Below are 17,374 nucleotides of genomic sequence, written 5' to 3'. Positions count from 1 at the left end.
GCTTCGTTATGTTTATGGTTGAGAGCAGGGCTCTGGTCGTCGACCTCCCTACACTCAACCTTCGGGAGTGGAGGACGGTATCTGTAAAATCTACCCTTGACGGCGAGTCTTCCCGTCTGTAGATTTTTGCCGGTGCGGTCAATTTGCGCGCACGACGGGTGAAGAGATCGCCATTTTCAGCAGATTTTCTGCGTTGAGTTTGGTCATTTTCTGATGCGGCATCCGGGCCAAGGGCCAAAGGGCTATGTCCTCCATTTATAGATTTCACTTCTTTTTTCGAGAGGTGATTATTCGTATTTTTGGAGTTTTATATGTCCTTCTGTATCGATTACGACGAGCTTCAATCAGTTCGTATGCTGTTTCGCGCCTTCAAGATTTTCCCACAAGAAGTCGCGGATTCTCTAAGGTTTAAGTTTCCTCAGCTCAGTGTCTGGCGTCCGCTAACGCCTGCAGATTTCCTCGCTTCAGCGTACTTTGGGATAAATATCCTTCCTGGCAGTTACGATGGCTTCAAGCGGATAGTTGACAAGGCCTATAAGAATGCGATTGCAAGTGGGGAGGCCGCTAAAGCCTCTCAAAGCGAAATTTATCGGATTGCTGCCGAAGAGTATGGATTTACCAGCCTAAATGATTTCAAGGCAATTTACTCTGAGCTGGATCGGACCGCGGCGACTATGGGGGTGCCGGCCTATAAAAAGCTATCCGAGACAGCTGCTTACATCGACCTTCTTATTCGCACTGAGCCAGGACACGGATCTTCTCTGAAAGGTGCGAGGCAGGCGTATGTATCAACATTTTCGCGTTACGCTCCCTACCTCTGGGACATTTTTGTCTCTGTGAGAGGGGGCGCGTTTCCCTCGATCTGGCTGGACCATCTGAAAGGCGAGGTGGTGTATTTGCAGCGCATCAGCGACTGCGTTGAAGCGTACATTATCGGATGCCCAGGGTATCAGCGAGGTATCGAAAATGTTCTCTCGCCTCGGCGTGGTCTGTCCACTACTGACGATTTGGAGGTTGTCAGGCAAATGTCTTTGGATCGCTTCGGACCTCTTCCGGTTAAGTTCAGAGACATGGTTATGGTGGGGGGCGCTGTATGATCCCTTTTGCTCACATGCCGCGTCGTCAAGGGATGAAACCATGCAGCATCTGTCACGGTGGCACCTCAGAAATATCATGTCCCGATTGCGATGGTCTCGGTTATGGCTTAGATGTCGAAGGTAATTACGAGGACTGCGACCGTTGCTTTGGTCAGGGCGATTTGCCGCCTGATGAGTGCGATGAGTGTCTTGATGGTTTTACGGTAGATGATTTTTGAAATGACGGAGTACTGACGCTGTATTATAAGCGGGGTTCTGGATATCGAGGAGGGCCCCGCCGGCGTGGATCGTGCTCGAAGCAATGACCATTGGCCAGCTGTCCTGCTGGTTCAGTGATCTGCACCTCGATCATCGTAAAACCGTCGTGGCTAAATTTGGCTTCGATGAATCCGTGCTGATCACTTGGCTAAAAACTCTGACCCTCCTTCGCAATGTCTGTGCCCATCATGGCCGGTTGTGGCACGCTTCGATTACCGCTGATGCGCCGAAGTATGCCAATGCTATTAAGTCCGAGTTTCCCTCCCAAAATGACTGCGGTCGGATCTTTGCCCGGGCGGTGGTTGTCCGGGCTCTGCTCACAAAGATCGATCTTACTTCCGATTGGAAATCGCGTTTCAAGCACCTATTTACGACTCTACCTACGGCGGTGCTGGCCAAGGATGGCTTATCCACGGCAGAGCTGGGTCTGGTCCCGGGCTGGCAAGCCCGCCCTTTCTGGTCCTGACTCAGGCTGAAGTGCGCGCCGGGTTTCAGCACGGAAGAAAAGTGTAAACAACAGTGCATCAAATCCTGGTGATGTTTACAGTTTTTGGAAAGTTGCTACGTGCCTGATTTCCAACTTTTTGACTCAAAAGGAAAATCTGATTTGTTGACGGTCGTTTGGTGAATAGAACCGTTCTAACCTACATAAGACTTTCGTAAAGTTTAAGCTTGAGACCCCCGCACTGCGGGGGTTTCGCGTTTTAGGTCTATCAAAAATATCTTGGAGGTTTTAGATAGCCTCAAGTTGTTTCGTATAGATAAAAAAGCATGAGGGTAGTGAGTACGGCTTGAGGCGAGAATGTTACGAGTTGATACATTTTTAGCCATGCGCGCCGCACGGCTTCATGCATGAGATGCGTAAGATCGAGATCGTAATTATTTGACTCAGGAAGGACGTTTGCATGGGACGCAAAATGATTGGAGTTGGAGCTCCTACATCTACGGGTGGCGCTGTACTGGAAGGCAACGTGGGTATTAATATCGATAGTGCAGTCAATACATCATCGGTCGGGCATATGGCTAGTTGCCCCGTATGCAGTCCAGGCAAGGGGCCTATAGTTGCCGTAGGGCCAAGAACCATTATTTTGCCGGCAGGTCCGGTTGCGTTGGAGGGTGATTACGTCGCCTGTGGTTGTCCACCTGAATCCAATACTGTGATTTTTGGCCAGTCTACTGTCTTTGGTGGCGCTGAGCACACTAATGCCAGTTTTGTGTCTATTGCTGCTGTGGGGAAAGTAAAATCAATAAAAGAAATTTATTTTTCATATGGCAGTAGTCATGAGCCACTTGCCGATGTTTCTCGATTCTATGTGGATTTGAATGTGCATGTGAAAACATCGGGTTATGAGGTTGGCGAGGTTATTGATATTAAAGTTGGAGGTGGTATAGAGCGTGCTTTTTCGGCCACTGTAGGTGCCGGTGGGGTTGCTGTAGTTTCTGGTGTGCTTATGGATGATCGTATCGACATGGAAGGTGAAGTGTAATGACTAATCTGACGGTAAGTGCTGGTGGTGTTTCTACGGCAGTCAAGGTCAACAGACCTCGTTATAGTGATTTGTGGGAGGCCTATGCCGAAGTAGGCTCCATGGAATCTGCAGCCGTTTATGATTTGGTGGGTGGAGAGGCGGCCGAGTTACGGAGGCAAATTCCCGATAATTATGCGAACTCTTGTGCGCTAAGAATGAGCAGAGCTTTCAACTATGGTGGCTACAAGGTTCCACGGGGCACAATTATCAAGAATAAAAGTATTTACAGGGTGCGTGGCAGTGATGGACTCGCCTATATTTTGAGGGTCAATGATATGATTGACTTTCTGAAGTATAACTGGGGGAAACCTGATTTGGTTATGGCCCCAGGGGACGATGCCTTGATGGCTGGAAAGAAAGGTGTGATCGTCATTGAAGCTGACGGTTGGGAGGATGCAAGAGGGCATGTGGTTCTTTGGAATGGAGAAGTAACCAGCGACGGTTCTGACTATCATCGCCAGGACGGCGAAGATTGGATAGGCTCTACAGGGGTACTTGTGAAGATTAGCTACTGGGAGTTGAAAGGATGAAACAGTTTTTACTGGCTTTTCTTTTTCTTGCTACGTGCTTTGGAAGCGCTGCCTATGGCAGTGTTGATGTCGTAGCAGCCAGGCAGTCTTTAAAAGATTACGGCCTTTCTTATTGTATTGTTAATCAGTTTTCCGATGAGTCTGATATAAAAACGGATATCAAACTTGCCATAGGTGCTTATGGCTTTATGGGGAAAGGTATGCATGCTGTACTCCAAAATGAAGACACCTTGGAAACCTTGCATAACCCTTACAAAGCAACGATGGACTATATTTTTTCGGCCTATGACAAGGTTTCCGCAGGAAGCAAGTATAGTAAGAAAAAAATGGTGTTCTATGCATGCCTTAAAGTTTATAACTCTAAAGAATTTGATGCGTTTATCAAGTCTCAGGATGAGTACATTCAAAAATAGTCGCTATTGGCTTGGGTACGAGGCTGAATGAATTCGATATTTTTGATGTTGAGCCTGTTAGCCTCCCATGGCGCCCCAGGCTCACACTTCACGCTGAATCATCGCCGCCGACCCCAGCACCTGCTGTTGTGCGGAATCGGATGAGACTGTCGCAGGAGTGAGCAGAACAGTTGACGTCAGGATGAACTCTGGGCATTGAACATCTCCATGGAGCCTGACAATTGAGCCGAGCAAGAGTCCCTTCAGCGTAGGATTCTTTTTGAATTCTGCCGCTATAACCCCTCAGCTTTGATAAATTCCCACCCCACAAACCCTACCGCTCCAGACCCCGGAACCATCATGGCGAAAAAAGCAGGCAAGTCGTCCGAGGCAGCGGATTCATCGCTGTTCAAAAAGGCATCGAGCCTCACGCTGATTGACGTGGCGAAGGTGGCGGGTGTTTCGCCCATCACGGTTTCCCGGGCCTTGCATCGTCCTGATGTGGTCAGCAAGGAGGCGCGGGAGAAGGTGCTTGAGGCGGTGCGCAAGACGGGTTATGTGCCGAATATGCTGGCCGGTGGGCTCGCCAGTAACAAGAGCCGGCTGGTGGCGATTTTCCTGCCGACCATCGCCAACTCCATTTTTGCCGATACCGTCCAGGCGCTGATGGACCGTTTGGCCGAAGCCGGTTATCAGACGCTTCTGGGGCTCACCGGTTATTCGGCCGAGCAGGAAGAGAAACTGCTTGAGGCCGTATTGGGCCGGCGTCCTGATGGCATCGTGTTGACGGGGACTTTGCACACCGAGTCCAGTCGCCTGCGGCTGGCGCAGGCGGGGATTCCTGTCGTCGAGGCCTGGGACTTGAGTGATGACCCGCTCGATATGCTGGTGGGGTTTTCCCATGAGGGCGTCGGCCAGGCCACTGCCCGGCATCTGCTTGCCAAGGGTTACAAGCGTTTTGCTGTGGTGACCATCAGCGACCCTCGCGGCCTGCGTCGCAGTGACAGCCTGGTCGCCGAACTGAACCGGCACGGGATGAATAATGTGCCCATGCAGGTGTTGACGCCGCCCGCGACGCTGGAAACCGGGCGGGAAGGGCTGCGGCAGTTACTGGAAAGCTCTGAAACGCCGGATGTGGTGGTGTGCAGTTCCGATACCGTGGCTCAAGGTGTTCTGGCCGAAGCTGCCAGTCGAGGGCTGCGAGTGCCGGAGGACCTGGCGGTCATGGGCTTCGGGGATCTGACCAGTGCCGCTCAGGTTTATCCGGCGCTTTCGACGGTGCGGGTCGATGGCAAGCACATTGGCGATCAGGTCGCGCAGGCGTTGCTGGATCGTTTCAACTACCCGGCTTCAAGCGCTGATCCAGTGCGGATAGATACGGGATTCACCTTGGTCGATCGCCAAAGTACCTGAGTTCCTTTTCTCGTCAGTCACTGTACGAGTCGTTGAATGATTGCGCAATCAGTGTAGTATCGGCTTCACGGTCACCGGCTCAGTCCCGCGGTGGCTTTTTTTTGAGTGCGAATGATTGCGCAATCATTTTGCCGTCTGGACAGCCAAGGAGAAGAGCCTGATGCATGCACAACAACAAAACCTCAAGTCTTCCGATGATGACCGGATTGCCTATGTCAAGGTGTCCTCGGTATTCCTGCCGCTGGCCAACCCGATCAGCGATGCCAAGGTGCTGACCGGTCGGCAAAAGCCGATGACCGAAATCGCCATTCTGTTCGCCGAAATCGAAACGGTAGACGGCCATCGTGGCCTGGGCTTCAGCTATTCCAAGCGCGCCGGTGGGCCGGGGCAGTTTGCCCATGCGAAGGAAATTGCCCCGGCTTTGATTGGCGAAAATCCCAGTGACATTGCCAGGCTGTGGACAAAACTCTGCTGGGCTGGTGCTTCGGTCGGGCGCAGCGGCATATCGACCCAGGCCATCGGTGCTTTCGACGTCGCGCTCTGGGATCTCAAGGCCAAGCGCGCGAACTTGTCTCTGGCACGGCTGCTCGGCGCTCGGCGCTCAGCGTGATTCGGTGCGTTGCTACAACACCTCGGGCGGCTTTCTGCATACCCCGCTGGAGCAGTTGATGAAGAACACCGACTTGTCCCGCGAGAAAGGCATCGGCGGTATCAAGTTGAAAGTCGGACAGCCGGATTGCGCCCTCGATATTCATCGCGTCAGCACCGTGCGCAAGCACCTTGGGGATAACTTCCCGTTGATGGTCGATGCCAACCAGCAGTGGGATCGTCCGACCGCTCAACGCATGTGCCGTCGTTTCGATGAGTTCAACCTGATCTGGATCGAAGAGCCGCTGGATTGCTACGACGCCGAAGGCCATGCCGCGCTGGCGCAGCAGTTCGACACGCCGATTGCGACCGGGGAGATGCTCACCAGCGTTGCCGAGCACGCCGAGTTCATCAAGTTGCGCGGTGCTGATTTCCTTATGCCGGATGCGCCGCGAGTGGGTGGTATTACGCCTTACCTGAAAGTTGCAGCCATGGCCGAGCAGGCAGGTGTGATGCTGGCACCGCACTTCGCCATGGAGCTTCACGTCCATCTGGCCGCGACCTATCCGACAGAACCTTGGGTCGAGCACTTCGAGTGGCTGGAGCCGCTGTTCAACGAGCGTCTGGAAACCCGGGATGGTCGTATGCTGGTGCCAACCCGCCCAGGCCTTGGCCTGTCGTTGAGCGAGCAGGTCAAGCCGTGGACTGCGCAGGTCGCAGAAGTCGGCGCCCGCCCATAAACCTGTTTTGACTGCCCGGCATGCGGCGAATGCCAGGCGGTCTTTTTATCCTCAGTGTGAATGCCGCGGAGCGCCGCCGCTGCGTGCAATCACTTTCATATGCAGGGTGGCCGGTTCCAGACAGCCACCTGTGGATAACTGCCCGACCAGTTGCCGGTAAAGTTCCTGCCATGGCGTCTGTGACGGCGGGATGCTGGGTGTCCAGGCCTGTCGGCGCTGGGCGAGTTCTGTTTCATCCACCAGCAGATTGACCGAGCGAGCATTGAGGTCAACGCGCAGCAAGTCGTTGGTGCGCAGCAGCGCCAGGCCGCCACCTATAGCCGCTTCCGGCGACATATTGAGAATCGACGGGCTGGCCGAGGTCCCGCTCTGGCGACCGTCGCCCAGGCAGGGCAGTGACTCGATACCGCGTTTGATCAATTCGGCAGGCGGGTCCATGTTGACCACTTCGGCACTGCCGGGATAACCGACAGTGCCAGCGCCTCGAATTACCAGAATGCAGCGTTCATCGATGTCGAGCGCCGGGTCATTGATACGGGCGTGGTAATCCTCCGGTCCTTCAAAAACGATGGCCCGGGCTTCAAAACTGTTCTCGGCACCGGGTTCGGACAGATAGCTTTTGCGGAAGGCCTCGCCCACGACAGACATCTTCATGATGGCGCTGTCGAAAAAGTTGCCGCTGAGCACAATGAAGCCTGCCTTGTGTTTGAGGGGCGCTTCGTAGGGCAGGATCACATCGGTATTACTGGTGAGCGAGTGGCGGACAATTTCACCCACCGTCTTGCCGCTGACGGTGGCGCAGTCTTCATGCAGGCGTCCGGCTTTTTGTAGCTCGTGCATTACGGCCGGAACGCCACCGGCGCGGTGGAAGCCTTCGCCCAGGTATTTCCCGGCGGGCATGCAGTTGACCAGTAATGGCACATCGACGCCGATGCGCTGCCAGTCGTCCAGGCTCAAGTCGACGCCGATATGGCGAGCGATGGCGATCAGATGGGGCGGGCAATTGCTGGAGGCCCCCAGCGCCGAAGCCACGGCAATCGCATTCTCGAAAGCTTCGCGGGTCATGATCTGCGAGGGGCGCACGTCTTGCAGTACCAGTTCGCAGATACGTTTGCCGGTGGCATAAGCCATTTGCCCGCGCTCGCGATAAGGGGCCGGGATGCTGGCGCAGCCGGGCAGCGACATGCCCAGCGCTTCGGCCAGTGCATTCATGGAAAGCGCAGTGCCCATGGTGTTGCAGTGCCCGACAGAAGGCGACGCTGCCGTGGTCATTTCCATGAAGCCTTCGTAGTCGATCTCTTCGGCGGCCAGCAGTTTGCGGGCGTGCCAGAGCACGGTACCGGAACCGATCAACTCGCCTTTGTGGTGACCATCGAGCATGGGCCCGCCGGACAGGACGATGGCGGGCAAGTCGGTGGTGGCGGCAGCCATCAGACAGGCCGGGGTGGTCTTGTCACAGCCAGTGGTCAGCACCACGCCATCAAGGGGATAACCGTGCAGAATTTCCACCAGCCCCAGATAGGCCAGGTTGCGGTCCAGGGCCGCAGTTGGTCGACGACTCTGCTCGGCAATCGGGTGAACGGGAAACTCCATGGGAATGCCGCCTGCATCCCGAATGCCAGCCTTGACCCGCTGAGCGAGTTCAATGTGATGACGGTTACAGGGTGTCAGGTCGCTGCCGGTCTGGGCGATGCCGATGATCGGGCGGCCGGATTGCAGTTCATCCCGTGTCAGGCCGTAGTTCATGTAGCGTTCGACATAGAGAGCGGTCATGTCGGCGTGATCGGGGTCGTCGAACCATTGCTGGCTGCGTAGAGGGCGTTTCGGGGGCAGGCTCATATTCATTTGTTCTCTTGTTGTCGATTGAGTCTTGAGGGGCTGTCTGTTTCAGCGGGCCAGTAATCCTCGTGCCGAAAGGTTGCGTAGCAGGGCGCCGATACCGAAGGTCCAGGGCGAGGCGATGTCGCTATGAGTGACTTGATTGTGCAGGGCTCCGAGTAACGGGCTGCTGATGCGCACCAGGTCGCCCGTTTTGTGGGTGAACCCCGCACCTGGGTGATCGCGGTCTTCTGTCGGTGCGAACAGCGTCCCGAGGAACAGCATGAAACCATCCGGGTATTGATGGTGAGCGTTGAGTGTTTGCCCGACCAGCTCCAGCGGGTCACGGCTGATCTGATTCATGGAGCTGGAGCCGTGCAGTAAATAACCTTCCTCACCGCGTACTTGCAGGTCGATGACACAGTTGCGGATATCGTCGAGGCTGAATTGCTCATCGAAGAGCCGGATGAACGGGCCGATGGCGCAGGACGCATTGTTGTCCTTGGCCTTGCCCAGCAACAGCGCGCTGCGACCTTCCACATCCCGCAGGTTGACGTCGTTGCCCAGTGTCGCGCCGTGAACCTGACCATGGCTGTTCACCGCCAGCACCACCTCAGGTTCCGGGTTGTTCCATTGCGAACCGGGATGGATGCCGATCTGGCTGGCGCTACCCACGGCAGCCAGCACCGGGGCCTTGGTGAAAATCTCGGCATCCGGGCCGATACCGACCTCCAGATATTGCGACCACATGCCTTTTTCAATCAGCAGCGCTTTCAGGCGCATGGCCTGCTCGGAGCCGGGTTTGACCGCGCGCAGGTTGTCACCGATCACCTCCCGTACGGTGGCGCGAACCCCTTCGGCCAGGGCCGCGTCACCGCCTGCTTTTTCCTCGATGACTCGTTCGATCATGCTGGCAGCAAAGGTGACGCCCGCTGCCTTGATGACTTGCAGGTCCACCGGTGCCAGCAGGAAAGGCTTTGAGGTGTCGGCGTGAGCGCCTGTGTTTGCCAGCAGTTCTTCAACGCTGGCGATGAAGTCGCCTGGGGCGTGGGCAAGCGCTTGCAGGGGCGCGTCCTGCTCAAGCAGGTCACTGAGCGTCGCGAAATGACGGGACAGGTCAAAGACACCGTCAGCCCGCAGAACGATGGGTGAAGGCCCGGCCAAGGCGCCGGGAATCCAGGCGCGACCGATCAGGGTCGCGGACGGGCTGTCCAGTGGCAGGGTGTTTTCAGGCGTGAGGTTGATCGACATGGCGCAAGCTTCCTGGTCCATAAAAACTGCACGCTAGGTTGGCCTGTGGATAAACTCCAATGGCAAATTCTCACTTATCGATAACCTGGCGTTATTGCCTTGCAGAGGGAAACCCATGTCGGACCTGTCATTCTCCAACTTCTGCAGTTGGCTCAAATTCAGGCACCTTACGCTTATCGATACCTTGGGGCGCACGCAGAACATGCACCTGGCGGCCCAGCAGATGAATCTCAGCCAACCGGCCCTGAGCAAGATGCTCAAGGAACTCGAAAGCCTGTTCGGCTTTGCGATTTTCGAGCGCTTGCCACGCAGCATGGTGCCCACCGCCCTTGGCGTGCAGGTGGTTCGTTATGCTCAACTCGCACTGAACGACGCCAGAACCTTTGTCGAGCAGATCAACAACCTGAGCGCCGGTGGCCATGGTCATCTCAAGGTGGGCGGTATCTTTGCCGCAACGGCAGTGGTGTTGCCCGAAGCCATTGTGCAGATCAAGGAGCGCTGGCCGTTGCTGGCCATTGAGGTGGTCGAGCAGACCAGCGATCACTTGATGGAGATGCTGGAGGAGCGAACGCTGGATCTGGCCATCGGACGCTTTACCGATCAAGGGCAGCAACAGCGCTACGACTTTCAGGCGCTGGCGCCCGAGCCGTTCAGCATTGTGGTCAACAGCAGACACCCGTTGTGCGATGCCGGTCCCATGACCTTGCAGCAACTGGTGGATTGGCCGTGGATGCTTTATCCCAAGGGCACGCCGATTCGCGGTCGCATGGAAGAGGCGTTCGCCACTGCCGGGGTGCAGGTGCCGCGCAACACCATCGAAACCATCTCCATGCAGACCTTTCTGAAGGTGCTGCAGAGCGGCCCGATGATCGGCATGCTGCCTGATGCCATGGTTGCGCCGCATCTGGAAAGCGGGTTGCTCAAGACCCTTGAAACGCAAATGCACCTGACGCCGCAGTACTACGGCATCCTGACCCGCAAGGGCGATCAATTGACGGGGCCGGCTCTGGAGTTCGCCGGCATTCTGCTGGAAAACGCTCGTCTGGCTCAGGAAAAACAGACCTGAATCCTCTGCCATTCCGATAACCAACTGTTATCGCTTAATCCAAAAATGCCATTGGGACTGAATCGATCCCTGGCATAGATTACCCATCAGCTTCTGCACGTGATCGGGTAATCGCCTTCTCCTCCCGACAACGATCCCTTCAATAAAAACAATCAGGCATGTAAACGTGCCAAGGGTGACTCCCATGCAAACCCACGCTGATAGTCAGAGTGCCAGTGCGCACGTTCATGACTCCGCTTTCGAGGACCGGACCTATCGCAAGGTCATCCTGAGGATTCTGCCGGTCCTGCTGCTGTGTTACATGGCGGCCTATCTGGACCGGGTCAATATCGGCTTTGCCAAGCTGGATATGCTCAACGATCTACAGTTCAGCAACACTGTCTATGCCTTGGGCGCCAGCGTGTTCTTCTGGGGCTATTTCCTTTTTGAAGTCCCCAGCAACCTGTTGCTGCACCGGTTTGGCGCCCGTTTCTGGATTGCCCGGATCATGTTCAGTTGGGCCGTGGTTTCCATTGCCGTTGCCTTTACGGTGCCTTTGGCGCGAGTGTTCAGTATCGAGCCGAGCACCATGTTCTACGTGCTGCGCTTTCTGCTGGGTGTCTGCGAGGCCGGTTTCTTTCCCGGCGTCATCCTGTACCTCAATTACTGGTTCCCGACCCATCGGCAAAGCCGGGTCATGTCGGGGTTTCTGATGGCCTTGCCAGTCAGCCTGACATTGGGTGGCATGTTGTCGGGCTGGTTGATGAGCAGCATGAACGGCGTGCAGGGCATGGCCGGCTGGCAGTGGATGCTGATCATCGAAGGCATTCCCTCGATCGTCATGGCTTGTGTGGTGATTGCCTGTCTGTGCGACAACATCGATTCGGCCAAATGGCTCTCGGCGGCAGAAAAAACCTTGCTCAAGGCCAATCTGCAAAAGGACAGCCATGGCAAGGCCACGCGCATGAGTGAAGTCTTCTTCAACCCGCGAGTGTGGCTGCTGGTGCTGATCTTGCTGACCTTCAATACCGGCTTTTACGGCCTGGCGTTCTGGATGCCTTCGATCATCAAGAGCGCCGGTATCTCCAACACGCTGCATATCGGCTTGCTGACTGCCATTCCCTATGGTGTGGCGACCGTCGCAATGCTGCTCAATGCCCGGCACTCCAATCGCACGGGCGAACGCCGGATGCATGCGGCGATTCCGGCCTTCATTGGGGGTGTTGGCTTGATCCTCAGTGCCTACTTTTCTCAGGACCTGGTGCTTTCCGTGCTGTTTCTCACGGTGGCCGCTTCGGGGATTCTGAGCCTGATGCCGATCTTCTGGACCTTGCCGGGCACACTGCTGTCCGGTGTCGCCGCCGCAGCCGGGATTGGCATGATCAACGCCATCGGCAATCTGTCCGGTTTCACCGGTTCAATGATCACGGCAGTCGCCGAAACACTCACCGGCAACATCAATAACGGGACCTACGTACTGGCGCTCTGCTTGCTGGTCAGTGGCGGGCTGATTCTGGCGATTCCCGGCAGCATGCTTGGCAAGGCGACGGTCGCCAGGTCTGCGCTTCCCAATCATCTGGGCATGGAGAAAGCATGATGAAGAACAAGCGCGTTCTGATTACGGCAGGTGGCCAGGGGATTGGCCTGGCCAGCGCCATGGCTTTTGCCGAGGCAGGAGCTGAAGTGATTGCGACCGATATCGACATTCGCGGGTTGCAGGCGATTGAAGGCCTGCAAGCACTGACACTGGATGTCACTTCGGCCCGGGACATTCTGGCCATCCGCGAACAGGTCGGCCCGGTGGACGTATTGTTCAACTGCGCGGGCTACGTGCATGCGGGCAATATTTTCGAGTGCGATGAGGCCGCCTGGAGCCGCTCCATGGACCTTAATGTCACGGCCATGTACCGCATGATCCGGGCTTTCCTGCCCGGCATGCTTGAGCGCGGAGCAGGCTCGATCATCAACATGGCGTCGGTGGCTTCCAGCGTCAAAGGCGTGCCCAATCGTTTTGCCTACACCGCTAGCAAGGCAGCCGTGGTGGGGCTGACCAAGTCGGTCGCGGCAGACTTCATTGGGCAGGGCATTCGCTGCAATGCCATTTGTCCAGGCACCGTGGACTCGCCTTCGCTACGCGCACGCATTGCTGAACAGGCGTTGCAGCAAGGCCTTTCCGAAGAGCAGGTGTACCGGCAGTTTGTCGAGCGCCAGCCCATGGGGCGGCTCGGCACTGCGCAGGAAATCGCTCGACTGGCTCTTTATCTGGGCTCTGATGCCTCGTCCTACACTACAGGCACTTTGCATGTGATCGATGGCGGCATGAGTATCTGAATCCCGGTTTGTATCTTCGACAGAAACAGGAGAACCCAATGAAATTGCTACGTTACGGCGAAAAAGGTTCGGAAAGACCCGGCCTGCTGGATGCCGACAACCAGATCCGCGATCTTGGCGCTCATGTGGCGGATATTGCCGGTGATGCCTTGAGCCCGGCCGGCCTGGCGGCGTTGGCCGCAATTGATCCCGCCAGCCTGCCATTGGTGCCGGGCAAGCCGCGTATCGGTGCCTGTGTCGGGCGAGTAGGGAAGTTCATCTGCATCGGGCTGAACTACGCCGACCATGCTGCCGAATCCAATATGGAAGTGCCCAAGGAACCCATCATCTTCAACAAGTGGACCAGCGCCATCTGCGGGCCGAACGATGCGGTGGAAATTCCTCGCGGCTCGGTCAAGACCGACTGGGAAGTAGAGCTGGGAGTGGTGATCGGCAAAGGCGGGCGCTACATCGACGAAGCCAACGCCATGGAGCATGTGGCCGGGTACTGCGTGATCAACGATGTGTCCGAGCGTGAATGGCAACTGGAGCGCGGAGGCACCTGGGACAAGGGCAAGGGCTTCGATACCTTTGGCCCTATCGGGCCCTGGCTGGTGACCCGTGACGAAATTGCCGATCCGCATTCACTCGACCTGTGGCTGGAGGTCGATGGGCACCGCTACCAGCAGGGCAATACACGCACGTTGATATTCAATATCCCGCAACTGATTGCCTATCTGAGCCGCTGCATGAGCCTTCAGCCGGGGGATGTCATCTCCACCGGCACGCCGCCGGGTGTCGGCCTGGGCGTCAAGCCCGCGCCGGTCTTCCTGCGTCCGGGTCAGACCATGCGCCTTGGCATTGCGGGGCTTGGAGAACAGCAGCAGGTGACGGTTCAGGCTGATTGATGGCTTCGCGAATGAATTCGCCCCTACATCAACCCAGTAGGAGCGAATTCATTCGCGAACAACGGTATTACAACCCCAATTCCGAAAGCCCCGGATGGTCATCCGGTCTGCGCCCCAGCGGCCAGTGGAACTTGCGCTCCGACTCCTTGATCGGCAGGTCGTTGATGCAGGCAAAACGTCTGGCCATCAGCCCGTTTTCTTCAAACTCCCAGTTTTCGTTGCCATAGGAACGAAACCAATTGCCCGAATCGTCATGCCATTCGTAGGCATAGCGCACGGCGATGCGATTGTCGGTGAAGGCCCACAGTTCCTTGATCAGGCGATAGTCCAGCTCCTTGGCCCATTTGCGGGCAAGGAAATCCCTGGCTTGTTCACGATTGGTGACAAATTCGGCACGGTTCCGCCACTGGGTATCTTCGGTGTAGGCCAGAGAGACTTTTTCCGGGTCCCGACTGTTCCAGCCATCTTCAGCCAGGCGGACCTTTTGAATGGCGGTTTCGCGGTTGAAAGGTGGTAACGGCGGGCGTGGCTGAGCGGTTGTAGGCATGGCGGAACCTCGGGGCGGTGAGTGTCAGGGCGTTGAACGGCTGGCGGCCTTGAGCAGAAGTCGGGCCACCTCGCGGGCATCGTTGGCAGCAGCGTGATCGCCCATCACCAGAGCCTGGGTAATGGCCCCATCGATCAGGATCAGCAGTTGCCTGGCCAGCGCTTCAGGCGCTGACGCGGGAAGTTGTTCACACAGTTCGAGCACGTAATCGAGCAGCTTCTGTTTATGGTCCTTTGCGATCAGGCGCACAGGATCTTCAGGGTCGCCGATTTCGCCTGCGGTATTGATAAAGGCGCAGCCCCGAAAGCCTTCGGACTCGAACCAGCCGGTGAGCACTGTAAACATGCCGAGGATGCGCTCCTCGGGTGTTTCGGCCTTGTCGGCTTCGGTCCTGAACCACTGCATCCAGCGGATATCACGGGCACTCAATGCCTGTGCGGCAATCTCGTCCTTGGTCGCGAAGTAGCGATAGATACTCTTGCGGGCCACGCCTGAGGTCCGCACCAGCAAGTCCATGCCCATGGCGTGAATGCCGACGCGATAGATCAGCGTTTCGGCGGTTTGCAGAATCTTGTCTTGCACGTTGGATGGTGTTTGGGTCGTCATGGGTAAAGGGTAGAACGATCGTTCTCCATCGGTCAAGCACCCGTGCAGGCTGATTTTAAAATGCCATGCATTTGCGGGCATGATCGAACTTGCGAGCCGAACCGGAATCAGTTGCATGGAGTTTTGGCTCTGTCGGTCATTTCAAAGAGGAGAAACTGTCCGGTGTCTCAGTTAAGAACCTTGATCCTGTTGGGGCTCCTGTTTTGTGCAGGCAGTTTTCATGTTCAGGCCGCTGACGTGCCTGCTCTTCCTATGGCGGCAGCGGCTCCGGTCGACGACAAGGCCACTGAGAAAAAGGCAGACAAACCCGACGAGAAAGCTGCCGAAAAGCCCGCCGAAAAAACCGATGAAAAACCAGCAGAGGCCGAACCCGCTGCTGCGGAGATTCTGGTGCAAGGTGGTCTGCTCGGTGCGATCAGCACCAGCATCGATGACATCCAAAGGACACTCAACCTGGACGAAAGCCTGTGGGATGCCTGGCGCTTGCGGGCCGACCGTGCCGCTGACGAGATCGGTGATCTGGTCAATAAACGCACGGCACGCTCTCCGTGGAGCGTAGTGGGCGATTTCCTGATTCTGTCGGTGGTGTGGATCGGTGCGTTTGCGGTGCTGACGACATTGGGGCGTTTTCTGGCAATTCGACTGAATCGACGGTCGTTTCTCCAGGTGCGCGAGCGCAGTCAGGCCCTGCTGAAATATGTGCTGCCTTTTACATTGCCCGCCGTGATCTGCCTGCCGTTGACCCTGTATGTCAGCCATTTCATGCCGACTTCCGTCGGGCGTGCGCTGGCGCTGTGTTTTGCCTACGCGACCAGCAGCGGCATTGTTTCCACGTCGGTGCTGCTATGCGTCATCGTCATGTTCAACTCGGGGCACAAGCGCGCGGCCGTGCGCATGATTCGTCGCTACAGCCCGAGGCCGTTGTTCATCATCGGCTTCCTGGCGGCGCTGAGCGATGCGCTGACCAGCCCACAGATTGCCCGGCAACTGGGCAGCAACTTCACTACCAGCGTGTCGGTGTTCACCGGGCTTTTCGCTTCGGTCGTGTTCTGCATGCTGGTGATCAAGGTGCGTCGCCCGATCGCCCACCTGATCCGTAACCGCTCGCTGAACAGCCGCCTGCAGAGGCCCGCATTGCAGCGCTCCCTGAAAATCTTCTCCAACCTGTGGCACTTGCCTATTCTGCTGATGATCCTGGTTTCAGCCATCAACCTGATCGGGGCCGGCGAGGACAGTCAGGAAGCATTGCGGTGTGCGCTGTTCACCACCTTGTTGCTGATTAGCACGGTATTCCTGAGCACGGTATTCGAGCATCTGTTCAAGCCCGCTGAAGAAGTCGGACGTGGTGGGCATGTGTACAAGGCGCGCCTGCTCCGTCTGGTATATGCGCTGTTGCGGATTCTGCTGGCGGTAGCGTTCATCGAAATCCTGGGGCGGATCTGGGGGTTCTCGATGTTCGAGTTCGCCCAGCGCAATACACTCGGACGAGTCATCAGCGACTCGCTGAGCAGCATCGGCCTGATCTTTCTGGTCACCTGGCTGTTGTGGGTGGTGCTCGACACGGCCATTCAGGAAGCCCTCAAGCCTCCCGTCAACCATCGCAATGCACGTCAGCCCAGCACGCGGATCAAGACCATCCTGCCGTTGCTGCGTAATGCGGTGAAAATCATTCTGGTGGTGATTTGTGCAATCACCACCATGGCCAATCTGGGGATCAATGTTGCTCCATTGCTGGCTGGTGCCGGGGTCGTTGGTCTGGCCATTGGTTTCGGTTCGCAACAACTGGTACAGGATGTGATCACCGGCCTGTTCATCATCATCGAAGACACCTTTTCCGTCGGCGATTGGGTGGTGCTCAGTACCGGCCATTCCGGCTCGGTCGAAAGCCTGACGATTCGTACCGTGCGCCTGCGTGACGGCAAGGGGTTCGTTCATTCGGTGCCGTTCGGGCAGATCAAGGCGGTGACCAACCAGTCCCGGCAATTTGCCTATGCATTCTTCTCGGTGCAGTTCACCTATGACTCCGATATCGACGAAGCCATGGCGCTGATCCGCGAAACAGGGCAATCGATCACCGAAGACATTCTGCTCAAGAACAATCTGCAAGGGCCGCTGGAAGTTTTCGGTGTGGACCGCATGGATCTCAATGGCGTGGTCCTGACCGCACAGTTCCGTACCTCGTCGGGTGGGCAATACAGTGTGGGCCGGGCTTTCAACGAGCGTCTTAAACGGCTTGTGGATAAGCATCCGGACGTTCGTTTTGCCCAGACTTATCCACAGGTGGTGATGAATCCCGCTCCGGCACCTGCCGCTGAGTAAGCCGTACAAGCGAATTCATTCAC

The 17,374-nt window shown here is 56.6% G+C and carries 14 protein-coding genes and 2 pseudogenes; 12 read left to right on the top strand and 4 right to left on the bottom strand.

Annotated features, from left to right (window positions below):
• The first annotated feature begins 311 nt into the window (after nt 1-311).
• The 7 genes and pseudogenes from Q6A51_RS20605 (at nt 312) to Q6A51_RS20575 (ending at nt 6,547) form a co-directional block, all read left to right on the top strand.
• Nucleotides 312-1,097 (top strand): hypothetical protein, encoded by a 786-nt coding sequence (locus tag Q6A51_RS20605; RefSeq protein ID WP_122320557.1) that lies wholly within the window; start codon nt 312-314, stop codon nt 1,095-1,097.
• A 259-nt stretch (nt 1,098-1,356) separates the two neighbouring features.
• Nucleotides 1,357-1,821 (top strand): Abi family protein, encoded by a 465-nt coding sequence (locus Q6A51_RS20600; protein ID WP_259645146.1) that lies wholly within the window; start codon nt 1,357-1,359, stop codon nt 1,819-1,821.
• Between the two features lie 439 nt (nt 1,822-2,260).
• Nucleotides 2,261-2,842 carry a PAAR domain-containing protein gene (locus tag Q6A51_RS20595; protein WP_304575607.1) on the top strand — a complete coding sequence of 194 codons (582 nt, stop codon included), beginning with the start codon at nt 2,261-2,263 and terminating at the stop codon, nt 2,840-2,842.
• Nucleotides 2,842-3,414: a type VI secretion system amidase effector protein Tae4 gene (locus tag Q6A51_RS20590; RefSeq protein ID WP_304575606.1), complete on the top strand. Its 573-nt coding sequence runs from the start codon at nt 2,842-2,844 to the stop codon at nt 3,412-3,414. Before Q6A51_RS20595 ends, Q6A51_RS20590 begins: the two co-directional genes overlap by 1 nt.
• Complete coding sequence (locus tag Q6A51_RS20585) at nt 3,411-3,827, top strand: hypothetical protein (RefSeq protein ID WP_304575605.1); 417 nt, start codon at nt 3,411-3,413, stop codon at nt 3,825-3,827. The genes Q6A51_RS20590 and Q6A51_RS20585 overlap by 4 nt, the downstream gene beginning before the upstream one ends.
• A 339-nt stretch (nt 3,828-4,166) precedes the next feature.
• Complete coding sequence (locus Q6A51_RS20580; protein ID WP_304575604.1) at nt 4,167-5,219, top strand: LacI family DNA-binding transcriptional regulator; 1,053 nt, start codon at nt 4,167-4,169, stop codon at nt 5,217-5,219.
• A 160-nt stretch (nt 5,220-5,379) separates the two neighbouring features.
• Nucleotides 5,380-6,547 (top strand): annotated as a pseudogene (locus Q6A51_RS20575) (L-talarate/galactarate dehydratase).
• A 51-nt stretch (nt 6,548-6,598) separates the two neighbouring features.
• Here Q6A51_RS20575 and Q6A51_RS20570 read toward each other — a convergent pair.
• On the bottom strand, nt 6,599-8,386 hold the full coding sequence (locus Q6A51_RS20570) for an IlvD/Edd family dehydratase (RefSeq protein WP_304575603.1): 1,788 nt from the start codon (nt 8,384-8,386) through the stop codon (nt 6,599-6,601).
• Between the two features lie 48 nt (nt 8,387-8,434).
• Nucleotides 8,435-9,616 carry a fumarylacetoacetate hydrolase family protein gene (locus Q6A51_RS20565; RefSeq protein WP_201018619.1) on the bottom strand — a complete coding sequence of 394 codons (1,182 nt, stop codon included), beginning with the start codon at nt 9,614-9,616 and terminating at the stop codon, nt 8,435-8,437.
• A 115-nt stretch (nt 9,617-9,731) separates the two neighbouring features.
• On the opposite strand from Q6A51_RS20565, the gene Q6A51_RS20560 reads away from it, so the two are divergent.
• The 4 genes from Q6A51_RS20560 to Q6A51_RS20545 all read left to right on the top strand — a co-directional run bounded on the left by Q6A51_RS20560 (nt 9,732) and on the right by Q6A51_RS20545 (nt 13,879).
• A complete protein-coding gene (locus Q6A51_RS20560) occupies nt 9,732-10,682 on the top strand; it encodes a LysR family transcriptional regulator (protein ID WP_201007014.1) in 951 nt (316 codons plus the stop codon).
• Between the two features lie 184 nt (nt 10,683-10,866).
• Nucleotides 10,867-12,258: an MFS transporter gene (locus Q6A51_RS20555; protein ID WP_201007013.1), complete on the top strand. Its 1,392-nt coding sequence runs from the start codon at nt 10,867-10,869 to the stop codon at nt 12,256-12,258.
• Nucleotides 12,258-12,992 carry an SDR family oxidoreductase gene (locus tag Q6A51_RS20550; RefSeq protein WP_201018801.1) on the top strand — a complete coding sequence of 245 codons (735 nt, stop codon included), beginning with the start codon at nt 12,258-12,260 and terminating at the stop codon, nt 12,990-12,992. Before Q6A51_RS20555 ends, Q6A51_RS20550 begins: the two co-directional genes overlap by 1 nt.
• Before the next feature lie 38 nt (nt 12,993-13,030).
• Nucleotides 13,031-13,879 carry an ureidoglycolate lyase gene (locus tag Q6A51_RS20545; RefSeq protein ID WP_304575602.1) on the top strand — a complete coding sequence of 283 codons (849 nt, stop codon included), beginning with the start codon at nt 13,031-13,033 and terminating at the stop codon, nt 13,877-13,879.
• Nucleotides 13,880-13,946: 67 nt separating this feature from the next.
• Here Q6A51_RS20545 and Q6A51_RS20540 read toward each other — a convergent pair whose 3' ends face one another.
• Entirely contained in the window at nt 13,947-14,426 is a 480-nt protein-coding gene (locus Q6A51_RS20540; RefSeq protein WP_304575601.1) for a nuclear transport factor 2 family protein, read from the bottom strand.
• A 24-nt stretch (nt 14,427-14,450) separates the two neighbouring features.
• Nucleotides 14,451-15,032 (bottom strand): TetR/AcrR family transcriptional regulator, encoded by a 582-nt coding sequence (locus tag Q6A51_RS20535; RefSeq protein ID WP_304575600.1) that lies wholly within the window; start codon nt 15,030-15,032, stop codon nt 14,451-14,453.
• Between the two features lie 252 nt (nt 15,033-15,284).
• Between Q6A51_RS20535 and Q6A51_RS20530 the strand changes: the two are divergent.
• Nucleotides 15,285-17,327, top strand: a pseudogene (locus Q6A51_RS20530) (mechanosensitive ion channel domain-containing protein); the annotation flags it as partial.
• Between the last annotated feature and the right edge of the window lie 47 nt (nt 17,328-17,374).

Source organism: Pseudomonas serbiensis, assembly GCF_030580745.1.
Taxonomy (GTDB): domain Bacteria; phylum Pseudomonadota; class Gammaproteobacteria; order Pseudomonadales; family Pseudomonadaceae; genus Aquipseudomonas; species Aquipseudomonas serbiensis.
Note: the sequence above shows the minus strand (reverse complement) of the source record. Positions and strands in the feature narration are given on the sequence as shown.

What these genes read in the sequence shown, in the direction of transcription:
- Q6A51_RS20605 (WP_122320557.1), top strand. Translation starts at nt 312, where the DNA reads ATGTCCTTCTGTATCGATTACGACGAGCTTCAATCAGTTCGTATGCTG.
- Q6A51_RS20595 (WP_304575607.1), top strand. Translation starts at nt 2,261, where the DNA reads ATGGGACGCAAAATGATTGGAGTTGGAGCTCCTACATCTACGGGTGGC.
- Q6A51_RS20590 (WP_304575606.1), top strand. Translation starts at nt 2,842, where the DNA reads ATGACTAATCTGACGGTAAGTGCTGGTGGTGTTTCTACGGCAGTCAAG.
- Q6A51_RS20585 (WP_304575605.1), top strand. Translation starts at nt 3,411, where the DNA reads ATGAAACAGTTTTTACTGGCTTTTCTTTTTCTTGCTACGTGCTTTGGA.
- Q6A51_RS20580 (WP_304575604.1), top strand. Translation starts at nt 4,167, where the DNA reads ATGGCGAAAAAAGCAGGCAAGTCGTCCGAGGCAGCGGATTCATCGCTG.
- Q6A51_RS20570 (WP_304575603.1), bottom strand. Translation starts at nt 8,386, where the DNA reads ATGAGCCTGCCCCCGAAACGCCCTCTACGCAGCCAGCAATGGTTCGAC.
- Q6A51_RS20565 (WP_201018619.1), bottom strand. Translation starts at nt 9,616, where the DNA reads ATGTCGATCAACCTCACGCCTGAAAACACCCTGCCACTGGACAGCCCG.
- Q6A51_RS20560 (WP_201007014.1), top strand. Translation starts at nt 9,732, where the DNA reads ATGTCGGACCTGTCATTCTCCAACTTCTGCAGTTGGCTCAAATTCAGG.
- Q6A51_RS20555 (WP_201007013.1), top strand. Translation starts at nt 10,867, where the DNA reads ATGCAAACCCACGCTGATAGTCAGAGTGCCAGTGCGCACGTTCATGAC.
- Q6A51_RS20550 (WP_201018801.1), top strand. Translation starts at nt 12,258, where the DNA reads ATGAAGAACAAGCGCGTTCTGATTACGGCAGGTGGCCAGGGGATTGGC.
- Q6A51_RS20545 (WP_304575602.1), top strand. Translation starts at nt 13,031, where the DNA reads ATGAAATTGCTACGTTACGGCGAAAAAGGTTCGGAAAGACCCGGCCTG.
- Q6A51_RS20540 (WP_304575601.1), bottom strand. Translation starts at nt 14,426, where the DNA reads ATGCCTACAACCGCTCAGCCACGCCCGCCGTTACCACCTTTCAACCGC.
- Q6A51_RS20535 (WP_304575600.1), bottom strand. Translation starts at nt 15,032, where the DNA reads ATGACGACCCAAACACCATCCAACGTGCAAGACAAGATTCTGCAAACC.